The organism is Candidatus Bandiella numerosa (assembly GCF_021811875.1).
In the GTDB taxonomy this organism is placed as follows: domain Bacteria; phylum Pseudomonadota; class Alphaproteobacteria; order Rickettsiales; family Midichloriaceae; genus Aquirickettsia; species Aquirickettsia numerosa_A.
The window spans coordinates 1-12,202 of sequence record NZ_JAJBJD010000012.1 but is presented as its reverse complement, the minus strand read 5'-3'; the positions used below and the strand labels follow the sequence as shown (position 1 = coordinate 12,202).

Genomic DNA, 12,202 nt, shown 5'->3' with positions numbered 1-12,202 from the left:
ATCCAAAGAGAGAATTTTCAAAAAGCTAAATTTATTTGGGATGAAGCTATCCAAGAGATAGCTGCTGCCTAAAATTTAAGGGTCAGGGTTGTGTTGCGGCCATATTTCCATTAACTTGACGGTGCCAGTTTTCTTCTCATTTACCTCTATTTTTTCTCATTTCCATAAATTTTGAAATTCCTAAATATTAAACTAGTTGATACAGAAGAAATTAAATAGAAATGCTTATTACTAAGAATGGCTCCTAAGTTCACCACCTAATTTTTCTTGTATAACGTTGATTATTTTTTTTGAAATATCTTCTATTTCGTCGTCAATCAACGTTTTTTGAATTGGCTGCAATTTTACACTGAAAGCAACGGACTTTTTGCATCTAGGATCTTGATTATTTTTATACACATCGAAAATATTAATTTCATCTATGATATTTATTTTTAAAGATTTTATAGATTTAATAATTTCTTGGCTTTCAATTGCATCATCCATATAAAATGCAAAATCTCTATTTACACTTTGCAATTCAGATAAAACTAATGATTTTCTTTTTTCTAAATTCTTCTTTGGCAAGTTATCATAAAATATTTCTGCACAAATAACGCTTTGTTTGATACCGAATTCTTTTACAATTTTTGGATGTAACTCACCTACACAGGCAATTATATTTTTACCCAAATAATAAGAAGCGCTTTTACCTGGATGATGATATGCCTTTGCACCTTTCTTAATGATAATGCTACCCTCAAAAATACTTATTTCATTTAACATTGAGTAAAAATCATCCTTTAAATCGTAAAAATCAAACTTTCTTTGGTCTGAAAAAATATTTTTATTAGACATCTCTCCAGTTCTGATTATAGCCAAACAGTTTTCTTCGATTAATGTACCATTCTTATCTTTATAATAAATTTTTCCTGATTCAAAAAGAGAAAGATTTTTCATCCCTCTTATAATGTTGTTTTTAGCTGTTTTTAATAACCCTGGGATTAGAGTGTTTCTCATCACAGCAAATTCATTACTTATCGGATTGGCAATTTTAATAACTGAATTTTCCCCAAATAAATTTGCAGATTCATGATTTATAAACGACCAAGAAATAACCTCAAAAATATTTCTATTGATTAAAATATTTTTAAAAATAGATAAAAAATCAGATTCTTTTTGTTTTAAATCTTGTGCATTATAATAAAAACTGCCTAATTCCTGCAAACAATCCGTGCCCTTTATTCTGATTATTTCTTCAGCAATATCAGCATTATCAACTATATCACCCTGTCTCCAACTTGGAATATCAAAGAAATTATCCCTAATTTTCACAAAGCCTAGTCTAATCAGAATGCTATTTATATCCTGCTCTGTAACCTCAAAACCTAGCAATTTATTGATTTTTTTACAATCAATATCTACCTGTTTCTTATATTCCAATCCCGAACCTAAAATTACCAAAGAGCCAGATATTTTCCCACCACAGTATTTCAAAATCAAATTAGTTAAATATTGCATAAAAGAGGCTGTATTCCCATAGTCGACTCTTCTTTCAAATCTAAATGATGACTCTGTTCTTGTGTTTAATTTCCTAACTGATTTAGAAATATGCGTAGAATTAAAATTTGCTACTTCAACTAATATGCTTTTTGTATTTTCGTCAACCTTACTATTTTCGCCACCTATAACTCCGGCAATGGAAAGTATTTTCTCATCATCAGCAATCACCAATATATCCTTTGGCAAAGTGTGCTCATTACCATCTAGTGATTTAAAAAATTCACCTTCTTGAGATAATCTTATTTTAATGTCTCCTTTTATTTTATCTGCATCATAAATATGATTAGGTCTGCCAAATTCATACATAGTTAAATTTGAAATGTCCACTAGCGCACTATGTGATTTTATATCTAGTAATTTAAAAACAGAAACTAAATCATTAGTTAATGAATTTTTATTATCTACATTTTCTATTTTACAAAAAGCTATTTCATGGCAATTTTTATCATCTATTGAAATATTTAAGTGCTTTATAGAATCTCCAAAAACAAATGCATTCCTGTAAAAATCAAAAAATTTAGATTTTAATGCGCCAATTCCCGTTGCTGCTAAATCCCTTGCTATACCACAAATTGATGCACAATCTCCCCTATTAGGAATAAGGTTAATATCAATAATTTTATCATTCAAACCTGTTGAATCTGCAAAATTCATTCCTGGCTTTAAATTACTATCCAAAATCTCTATAATCCCTTCGGAATTATTACCAATCAGTAATTCTGTTTCAGAGCATAACATTCCATTACTTTTTACACCCCTAATTTCAGATGTTTTGATAACCATGTTATTACTTGGTATCGTTGAATCAACTGGAGCAAGAACCACTTTAATACCAGCTCGTGCATTAGAAGCACCACACACAACTTGCAAAATTTCCTTTCCATTATTCACTTTGCAAATTTTTAATTTATCTGCATCAGGATGATTGATAGCCTCAATAATTTCTGCTATGATGAATTGAGAATATACCTTGCCTTTATCTTGAAATTCTTCAACTTCGAGGCCAATATTTGATAAAACCTCAACAACTTTTTCTAAATCTGCACTTAACTCAATAAACGAATTAAGCCAATTATAGGTGAATTTCATAAATCTTTAACTAAAAATAATTAAACTACTTTTTTACTCTTAACTTTCTTATTTTCGTGATACTTAATTTTAGGTTTTGAATCTTGCTTCACAACATTAGAATCAATAATAATTTCTTTAATATTGCCTTCATTAGGAAATTCAAACATTAAACCCAGCAATACTTTATCTATTATTGACCTCAATCCTCTAGCACCTGTTTTTCTTTTATATGCAACTTTAGCTATTTCTTTTAAAGAATCATCGTCAAAACTTAGCTTAATATCATTAAGCCCAAATAATTTCTGATATTGTTGAATTAAGGAGTTCTTTGGCTCTTTTAGAATTCTAATCAACATTGCCTCATCAAGATCATCTATAGCCACTACCTGAGGCAACCTCCCTATAAATTCCGGGATCAATCCATATTTAACCAAATCCTCCGGCTCAACTTTATTAATCATTTTAGAAAGTTCAATATCTTTACTTTTTTCCTTAACAACTGCTTCAAACCCAATTGAACTACTTTTCATTCTTTGATTTATTATTTTTTCAAGCCCACTAAAAGCACCGCTGCAAACAAATAATATATTTTCGGTATTAATTTGTAAAAACTCTTGCTGTGGGTGTTTTCTACCGCCTTGAGGTGGTATAGAGGCAATTGTACCTTCCATTAATTTTAGCAAAGCCTGTTGTACTCCTTCACCTGATACATCCCTAGTGATAGAGGGACTTTCAGATTTTCTAGATATTTTATCAATTTCATCTATATATATAATACCCTTTTCTGCCTTTTCTATATTATAATCAGCAGCTTGTAATAGTCTCACTAAAATATTTTCTACATCTTCGCCAACGTAACCTGCTTCTGTCAAAGTTGTTGCATCTGCAATAGCAAATGGCACACCTAATATCTTTGCTAGCGTTTGCATTAACAGTGTTTTACCACATCCAGTAGGCCCAATCATTAATATATTTGATTTAGAAATTTCTACATCATCAAATTGCGTTTTTTGAGTTTGTTTCTCTAATCTTTTATAATGATTATAAACAGCGACTGCCAAAACCTTCTTTGCAAGTTCTTGACCAATTACGTATGCATCTAAAATTTCATATATTTTTTTAGGAGTAAGGTTATTTTTGATTAACTGTTCTGATGAAATTTTACTTTCATTCAAAGCCTGAGAACATAAAACAACGCATTCATCACATATATAAACCGCCACGCCTGATAAAAGTTTTTTTACCTCATCTTGGCTCTTACCGCAAAAAGAACAATATAGTATTTCTAAATTTGCTTTATTCATTTTGAGCTACCACTCTTTTAGTAATTATTTTGTCTATTATACCATAATTTTTAGCTTCTTCTGGAGACATAAAATGATCTCTATCAGCATCTTTTTCGATTTTGGAAGCTTTTTGACCTGTGTGATCACTTAATATTTTATTAAGACGATTTTTTAATTGCAATATTTCCTTTGCATGTATCTCGATGTCCGTCGCCTGACCACGAAAACCACCTATTGGTTGATGTATCATGATTCTTGAATTTGGAAGAGCATACCTCTTTCCTTTCTCCCCAGCAGCAAGAAGAAAAGAACCCATTGAACAAGCTTGACCTACACATAATGTTGAAACATCAGGCTTTATATACTGCATAGTGTCATAAATTGCTAATCCAGCTGAAACCACACCACCAGGAGAATTTACATACATAAATATATCCTTGCTAGGATTTTCAGATTCCAAAAACAGTAGTTGCGCAATGATGATAGAAGCCATATTATCCTCAACTTGTCCGTTTAAAAATATTATTCTTTCCTTAAGCAAACGAGAAAATATGTCAAAAGCTCTTTCACTTTTAGCAGTCTGTTCAATTACAACTGGAATATAAGACATTATAACTATAACCCAAATTTAATTATTTTCCTTCAATTCAGGTAACACCTTTTTTACAAAATCATCGGTAGTCATTTCTGTGTTCTTGAGTCTAACTTTGGACAAAATAAAATCAAGTGCTTTTTCCTCAAGGATAGGTCCTTTAATTTTTTCTAAATTTTCTGGGTCTTTATAAAATTCTAAAATTTTGTCTTTAATTTGAGGATTTTGGTTAGCCTGCATTTCAACTATCTGCTTTAGCTCATCGTGAGTTATTGTTATCTCACCTTTTCTTGCAACTTCAGCCATTATTAACCCTAATTTCACTCTTCTGTGCGCAATTTTTTTATACTCAGATCTTAGTTCTTCCTCTGATTTATTTTTTAAATCCTCTTGCTTATTTTTGTTTTTCTCTACTTCTTTCCACAAAACTTCAAAATCCTGATTAACCATTTTCTCCGGCAAATCAAAATTACATTCTTTATCTATTTTATCAAATAGCTCTCTTTTCATTTTCATCCTTACTGTACTCATAAAATCAAAGTTCAATTTTTGCTTTATAAGCTCATTCAGTCTTTCTTCAGATTCAACACCTAACCTTTTTAGCATTTCATCTGATACTTTTTCTATTTCTTCTAACTCTTGCAGATCAACGACTTTGATTTTAAATTTAGCCTCTTTATTGGCAATATCTTCTTTAGGATAATCTGCTGGGAATATTAAATTAAACGATTTTTCCTCATTTAACTTACAACCGATTAATTCATTTTCAAAATCAACTAAAAAGCTATTATCTCCAATCACAAGCTCCATATTTTCAGCTTTATTCCCATCAAAATCTTTGCCATCTATTTGACCATGGAAGTCAATTGCTATTTTATCTCCTGCTTTTGATTTATAATCATCTTTAGCTTTTTTAAATTTTCTAAATTCTTTTAGTAAATTATTTTTAGTTTCATTTATTTCTTTATCAGAAATTTTAATATCGACTTTTTCAATTTCAATTTCCTCCCATTTTACCTCTGGTACCTCAGGCATTGTTTCGATTGCAATCCTAACTGATAAACCATTTTCCTCATCAAATGATAATATTTCAACATCTGGCTTTGAGAATGGAATAATTTTTTTCGTATCTATAAGCTCTTTTATACAAGCAGATATGTTTTCCTGAATTTGCCTTCCTGTCTCTTCTTTACTTACCTTTTGTCTTACAATGCTTAAAGGAACTTTCCCTTCTCTAAATCCAGGCATTCTAAAAGTCTTAGCAGCTTCAGAAACTTTTTCTTCAATTTTTGCATTTATTGTGTCAAAAGGAATTTGAATATTAAATTCTTTGTGAAATCTTTCGTTTTTTGTTTCTTCAATTTTCATTTCGATTTTACTTTATAATTATTTTAGATTCAGGTTTATCAGAATTTTTCAATATATTAAACAATTTTTTTAAAACTACCCATCAATGACTTGATATTACTAATAAATGAGAAAAACTTAAGTATATTGACATAGATACTGTATTGATTAACCAAAAGAAATTTTCTGATTGATTGAGTTAAGTAAATTATATTTTACCAATACTTTATAAAGCGAATCAGCAAAATGATCAATCATTTCTTCTGTATGGAATGGATTTGCTGTTATTCTTAATCTCTCCTGCCCTTTGGGAACCGTAGGAAAGTTAATACCCTGTACATACATATTGTGGTTTTGAAGCAAGTCTGTGTAAATTTCTTGGCATAATGTAGCATCATTTATCATTACAGATATTATATGAGTTTTATTTTGTAAAAAATTAATCCCCTTATTACTAAGCCTGTCTTTTAATACAGATACAACATTCTTTAATTTATCCCTTTCAACATTAGACCTTCTCAAATACTTTATACTACTCAAAATTGCCTCCGCAATTGCAGGAGGAAGAGAAGTAGTAAATATAAAACCTGGAGAATAAGATCTGATACTATCTACTATTTCGTATTTTGATGCAATATAGCCACCAATTACTCCATATGCTTTCGCGAATGTACCTTGTATTATATCAACTTCATCTTGATATCCAAGCTTTGCACACATTCCTGCACCTTCTTTTCCATAAATTCCAACAGAATGTACTTCATCCACATATGTCAAGGCATTATGCTTTTTTGCTAATATACAAATTTTACCAACTTCTGCTGTCGTTCCTGACATTGAATAGACCGCCTCAAAAACTATAATTTTTGGACGTTCAGGTGGATATTTTTTTAATTTGCTTTCCAGATCATCCATATCATTATGATTGAACACAACCTTTTCAAGTTTACTTTCTTTTATTCCATATATTATGGATGCATGGTTGTTTTGATCAGAAAATATTACACAGTCTGGTATAATCTTCGATATAGTAGACAGAGTGGCCTGATTTGCAATATATCCAGAAGTAAAAACAAGAGCTGAATCTTTATTGTGCAAATCACTAATCTCTTTTTCAACATTAATTATTGCATTGCTCGTACCAGAGATATTTCTCGTCCCTCCAGAGCCAACTCCAAACTGATATGCAGCCTTTGCTAGAGCATCAATCACAAATTGATTTTTACTCATAGACAAATAATCGTTACTGCACCAAAGAGTAATGTCCTTACCATGCTTTACGCTATATGCTCTTACACTACTAGAAGAATAACCTTTTAATTCGGTAAAAACCCTGTATATCCCCTCTGCTTTGATCTTACAAAGAGCTGAGTGAAAGTGGTTATTCATTTTATCTGGCGCATAAAACTGACTTTAAAATCAAATTACGCGTTTTGTCTCACAACTTTGTTTGTTTTAGCAAGCTTTAACCCCATAACCGCCAATATCGTTGCATAACCAAAGCATAGATAGCAAATGCTCGATGCTTCTTCTCCAGCATGATGATGTATACCAAATCCAGAAGCAATACCGATAGAACTTAACAATAATACAGTTGGCGAAAAGTCTATACTTTTACCTGTAGTCTTTTTGTATATTTTACTACCAACCATAAGAGAAAATATCACAACCAACGGAGCCACATGCAAAAAACTAATTAATCCTTCTATCATAATATAATTATACTGAAATGTTATTTATACGTTGAATATATAATTTGTTACTTAATTATCAAGTAAAATTTAAGTAAAATACAAATTAATCATTTGCAATAATTTCTGTAAGCGTCAGACCCACCTTATCATCTATCAATACTATTTCCCCTTTCGCAACTAATTTATCATTAACAAATAAATCCACAGGATCTCCAGGCTTTTTATCTAACTCAATTTTATCACCTTTATTTAGTTTAAGCAAATCACTTACTTTAAATTCTGCTTGTCCTAAAACGACTTTTAATTTCATTGGAACATCATAAATTGCCTTTAAATTTAAGTTAATCCCATTTCTGTTTTTGGCATTGCTAAACAAATATAGCATGTAATTGAGAAAGCTGCTATGATATGGGTTCTGTCGCATCTGTTAATTTTTGAAATAAAAAGTAAAAATTAAGAATTTCTAACCCCCGATTTTCCACACTTTGAAATTTTCACTTTTTGCACTGAATTTTCACAGATGCGACAGAGCCCAATTACAAAGTATATGCAAGAGTTATCCCAAATGATGTTTTGATACAAAGTAAAAAGCGCACCTATAATATTGAGGCGCAAAATAGCTCTCTCAGAGACTTTATCAAGAGATGCAATCGAAAAACCAAGGCTTATTCCAAGGTCGATGATATGGCTGAATTATCTGTGTACATCCATTTCTTCTTTGACACTATATTTGTTTAGCAATGCCGTATTGTTTTAGGTCAAAGGTTAGCACTTTTCCTATTTATACGCTATCTAATATTTATGCTTCCTTTATTGCATATCTTCCTTGCTTTGCATTTATGCAACGGCCTTTATATAGAAATCAAGGAATTTTTAAAAAATTTTGAAAATAAATAATAATAAAGATTTATAAATAATCTAAAAATTTGATCCTAAAACTAAGACAAAATTTTTATCTTCATATTGCATCTGCCTAGTGCTTTTAATATGTGTTAATATCTCATTTATATTATAAATTAACCGCCCTTTGGTAGGACTCTGGTTTTGTTTAAATATATATTTATAGTCAAACCTATGCCTATCATTATTGCAAGGTAGTTAGAACCTCCATATGATAACAATGGTAAAGGGACACCTACAACTGGCAATAACCCAGATATCATCCCTATATTAACCACAATATGAAAAAATAATAGAGAAGCAAATCCTAGAATAAATATTCTATAAAAGTGAGAATAGCATTGTATGGATATTACATATAATATTGTGATTATTAGAGAATATATTGTTAATAATAGGGCGCATAACACAAAACCCCCTTCTTCAGCTATTAAACCAAATATAAAATCGGTATGATTTTCAGGTAAAAAATCTAACTGATTTTGAGATCCCTTTAAAAAGCCTTTGCCGAAAAGCCCACCGGAACCTATACTTATAATAGATTGGATGATGTTATATCCTGCACCTAATGTATCGGTGGTTGGGTCTAAAAAAGTAAGTATTCTCGTTTTTTGATAATCATGTAAAAACCTCCAAATAATTGGTAAGCTCAAAACTGCAGATAACCCTAGGTAAATAAATAATTGTATCCTAACTCCAGCAATAAATAATATAGTTAGAGAGGTTAAAATTATAATTAATGATGTACCTAAATTTGGTTGCTTTAATATCAATAAAGCAGGTAATATTATTAGCATTAATGGAAATATCAAATTTCTATATTTTTTGATATTATTTATATGGCTATTGTGAAAAAATTTTGCTAATGCCAAGATAACGGCGATTTTCATGAATTCTGAAGGCTGGATATTGATGAATCCTAAATTTATCCACCTCTTAGCTCCCATCGCCTGATACCCTAAAAAATCAGTTATAATTAGGCTTAATAAAACCAATAAATAAATATAATATGAATTACTAAAAATAAATCTGATATTTATTATAGAAAATATAAAAGTCATGAAGAGTGAAATTAACGTGATGTTAATTTGTTTGCTGACTAAACTATCAACTACCCCGCCTGCGATTGAAAACATTGCAAAGAGATTAACTGATACTAGAATTAGTATTAATGCGATGAACAATTTTATTAATAAGAATTCTTTTTTTGCAAGGGATATTTGCTTGATCATTAATTAATTCTCTTCTTGAGCAATTTTTCTTGCTTGATCATCTGCAGCAAGTGCATCGATAAATTGGTCTAATTTTGCCTCTTGTAAAACTTCTTCCAAATTATAGACAGTCATGTTAATTCTATGATCTGTTATTCTATTTTGGGGAAAATTATAGGTTCTAATTCTTTCTGATCTATCACCACTTCCAACCTGTATTCTTCGTAAATCTGACATTTCCTTGTCTTTTTTTTCCCTTTCGATATCATATAATTTAGATTTTAAAATTTTTAAAGCTTTTGCTTTATTTTGATGTTGAGATTTTTCAGATTGGACAACAACTAAACCGGTAGGAATATGGGTTATTCTTATTGCACTATCTGTTGTATTAACGTGTTGACCACCAGCTCCACTGGATCTATATGTATCGATTCTTAAGTCTTTATCATTAATTTTAAGATCAATATCTTCAGCCTCAGGTAAAACTGCTACAGTAGCTGCAGATGTGTGAATTCTTCCATTTGATTCTGTTGTGGGCACTCTTTGAACTCTATGAACACCAGATTCATATTTTAGCTTTTTATATACTCCTTTACCACTAATTGATGCCATAGCTTCTTTGCATCCCTCTAGGACTATACCGGAGATAGATAATACTTCAAATTGCCACTTTTGGTTTTCAGCATATTTTTGGTACATTTTGAATAATGCGCCAGCAAATAAAGCCGCTTCGTCACCTCCAGTCCCAGCTCTGATTTCAATTATAGCTCCTTTTTCATCGGCTATATCTTTAGGTAACAGCATTATTTTTAAATTTTCTTTAATAATTTCTAAATTTGCTTTAGATTCTCTTTTTTGTTCAAATGCTAAATCTTTTAATTCTTTTTCATCACTATTTAGTAATATATCTTCAGCCTCTTTTAATAATTCTAAATTTTGCAAATACTCAATTGCAGAGGAGCTGATTTCAGATAAATCAGAATGCTCCTTTGCAATCTTAGCAAAATCCTGAGAAGGAATTTTAGAAGGATCAGATAATTTATCGCTTAAATTTTCATACCTACTTATTATTTTATGTAGCCTATCTTCAAACGCCATATATGCTTAGACTATTAAATTTAGTAAACAATTTAACAGGTTCAACATAATTATCAAGCGTTCAGGAAGATAATGACTTTAATAATGCTAAAATATTTTTCCTAACGTCTGAATTGTGAATTTTTTTATATGCACTGACTAACATATCAATTTCTTTAGGTTTAATATTATCTCCAAATGTATTTTGGGTAACATCAGATGCATAATCAATTTCTTTTGTGCCTGATGTATCATAATTATCTATTCCATCAAAAAAATAGCTAATATTAGTTTTTAAAAATTTAGAAAAGTCATAAAGTTTGCTTGCGCTTACCCTATTAACTCCTTTTTCATATTTTTGAACTTGTTGAAAGGTAAGATTGACTGATCCGGCAAGATCATCTTGGCTTATTCCTCTCTCAAGCCTTTTTTGTTTTAATCTTTCGCCAACATGTAAATCTACATGATGGATATTTTTATCGTTAGAATTGACCATAAGCTTATAACCCTCCCACATAGTCCAACTTTATATAATTTAGAATGCAAACCTTTAAGTATCAAAACAATACTAATACATAAATATACACACGATCTTAGAATCACCTAATCCTTATATATATATATAATAGTGATAATTTTCGTTTAAAAAAAATACTTATTGGTATATATATAGTAAATATTCAACCTTATCAAGTATTAGTGCAGTAAATTAAATGGTAGAAAGATTTCCAATATCAAAAGAAGGTATGAATAAGCTTAGACTTGAGCTTATGGGTTTAAAGAACGTAGAGAGAGTTAATGTTATAAAATCTATTGCAGAAGCAAGAGAGCATGGCGATTTGTCCGAAAATGCAGAGTATCATGCAGCCAGAGAGAAACAAGGATTTATAGAAGCAAAAATATCCGAACTTGAAGATAAAATTTCTAGGGCGGAGGTTATTGACATAACAAAAATTCAAGGTTCGGAGATAAAATATGGTGCATCAATAAAATTATTTGATGAAGATAAAGGCGATGAAGTCTTTTATAAAATTGTTAGTGAATATGAAGCGGATGTTTCAAAAGGTTTAATTTCAATTTCTTCACCACTCGCTAAAGCCTTAATAGGAAAAAAAGTCAATGAATCTTTGGAATTTAAAACTCCTAAAGGTGTGAAATACTATCAAATAAAATCTGTTGATTATATTTAGCATTTGTAGCTCAGCTGGATAGAGCGCTATCTTCCGAAGGTATAGGTCGTGGGTTCGAATCCCTCCAAATGCACCATTTTTTTGTAATTATAATAATATTAGGGTTAGTTATAATAAGGAATGAAAGAGTAAAGGTATTATTGGGATTGCTTTTAAGCATCATTGTAAAGGCCGTTGCATAAATGCAAAGCAAGGAAGATATGCAATAAATGGATTTAAAAAATTAGATTCATATAAAGAAGAACGATAAGTTTGGTATAAAAGCTGATAGAATAATAGGAATTCAAGAAAG

General features: G+C 30.4%; 12 protein-coding genes and 1 tRNA gene. 3 read left to right on the top strand and 10 right to left on the bottom strand.

Annotated features, from left to right (window positions below):
* Positions 1-231 precede the first annotated feature (231 nt).
* The 7 genes from pheT to fliN form a co-directional block, all read right to left on the bottom strand.
* Positions 232-2,631: a phenylalanine--tRNA ligase subunit beta gene (pheT, locus tag L8D11_RS01065; RefSeq protein ID WP_236869829.1), complete on the bottom strand. Its 2,400-nt coding sequence runs from the start codon at positions 2,629-2,631 to the stop codon at positions 232-234.
* Between the two features lie 20 nt (positions 2,632-2,651).
* Positions 2,652-3,917 (bottom strand): ATP-dependent Clp protease ATP-binding subunit ClpX, encoded by a 1,266-nt coding sequence (clpX, locus tag L8D11_RS01060; RefSeq protein WP_236869828.1) that lies wholly within the window; start codon positions 3,915-3,917, stop codon positions 2,652-2,654.
* Positions 3,910-4,509, bottom strand: a complete 600-nt coding sequence (clpP, locus tag L8D11_RS01055) for an ATP-dependent Clp endopeptidase proteolytic subunit ClpP (RefSeq protein WP_236869827.1) — start codon at positions 4,507-4,509, stop codon at positions 3,910-3,912. Before clpP ends, clpX begins: the two co-directional genes overlap by 8 nt.
* Before the next feature lie 18 nt (positions 4,510-4,527).
* Positions 4,528-5,859, bottom strand: a complete 1,332-nt coding sequence (gene tig / locus L8D11_RS01050; protein WP_236869826.1) for a trigger factor — start codon at positions 5,857-5,859, stop codon at positions 4,528-4,530.
* 147 nt (positions 5,860-6,006) lie between these two features.
* On the bottom strand, positions 6,007-7,227 hold the full coding sequence (hemA, locus tag L8D11_RS01045; RefSeq protein WP_236869825.1) for a 5-aminolevulinate synthase: 1,221 nt from the start codon (positions 7,225-7,227) through the stop codon (positions 6,007-6,009).
* 35 nt (positions 7,228-7,262) lie between these two features.
* The gene (locus L8D11_RS01040; protein ID WP_236869824.1) at positions 7,263-7,550 is read right to left on the bottom strand and encodes a hypothetical protein; all 288 of its coding nucleotides are present in this window, start codon (positions 7,548-7,550) and stop codon (positions 7,263-7,265) included.
* A gap of 85 nt (positions 7,551-7,635) precedes the next feature.
* Positions 7,636-7,917: a flagellar motor switch protein FliN gene (gene fliN / locus L8D11_RS01035; protein ID WP_236869823.1), complete on the bottom strand. Its 282-nt coding sequence runs from the start codon at positions 7,915-7,917 to the stop codon at positions 7,636-7,638.
* 125 nt (positions 7,918-8,042) lie between these two features.
* Here fliN and L8D11_RS05955 point away from each other — a divergent pair, with 125 nt between their 5' ends.
* Positions 8,043-8,270: an IS1 family transposase gene (locus L8D11_RS05955; protein ID WP_369127273.1), complete on the top strand. Its 228-nt coding sequence runs from the start codon at positions 8,043-8,045 to the stop codon at positions 8,268-8,270.
* 278 nt (positions 8,271-8,548) lie between these two features.
* On the opposite strand, the gene rodA is transcribed toward L8D11_RS05955, so the two are convergent.
* From rodA to L8D11_RS01020, 3 genes are all read right to left on the bottom strand, one after another.
* Positions 8,549-9,664 carry a rod shape-determining protein RodA gene (rodA, locus tag L8D11_RS01030; RefSeq protein WP_236869822.1) on the bottom strand — a complete coding sequence of 372 codons (1,116 nt, stop codon included), beginning with the start codon at positions 9,662-9,664 and terminating at the stop codon, positions 8,549-8,551.
* A 3-nt stretch (positions 9,665-9,667) separates the two neighbouring features.
* Complete coding sequence (prfA, locus tag L8D11_RS01025; RefSeq protein WP_236869821.1) at positions 9,668-10,741, bottom strand: peptide chain release factor 1; 1,074 nt, start codon at positions 10,739-10,741, stop codon at positions 9,668-9,670.
* Positions 10,742-10,802: 61 nt separating this feature from the next.
* On the bottom strand, positions 10,803-11,216 hold the full coding sequence (locus tag L8D11_RS01020) for a helix-turn-helix domain-containing protein (protein ID WP_236869820.1): 414 nt from the start codon (positions 11,214-11,216) through the stop codon (positions 10,803-10,805).
* 217 nt (positions 11,217-11,433) lie between these two features.
* On the opposite strand from L8D11_RS01020, the gene greA reads away from it, so the two are divergent.
* Positions 11,434-11,910 (top strand): transcription elongation factor GreA, encoded by a 477-nt coding sequence (greA, locus tag L8D11_RS01015; protein ID WP_236869819.1) that lies wholly within the window; start codon positions 11,434-11,436, stop codon positions 11,908-11,910.
* Positions 11,910-11,986 (top strand) — tRNA-Arg (locus tag L8D11_RS01010). Before greA ends, L8D11_RS01010 begins: the two co-directional genes overlap by 1 nt.
* Positions 11,987-12,202 lie beyond the last annotated feature (216 nt).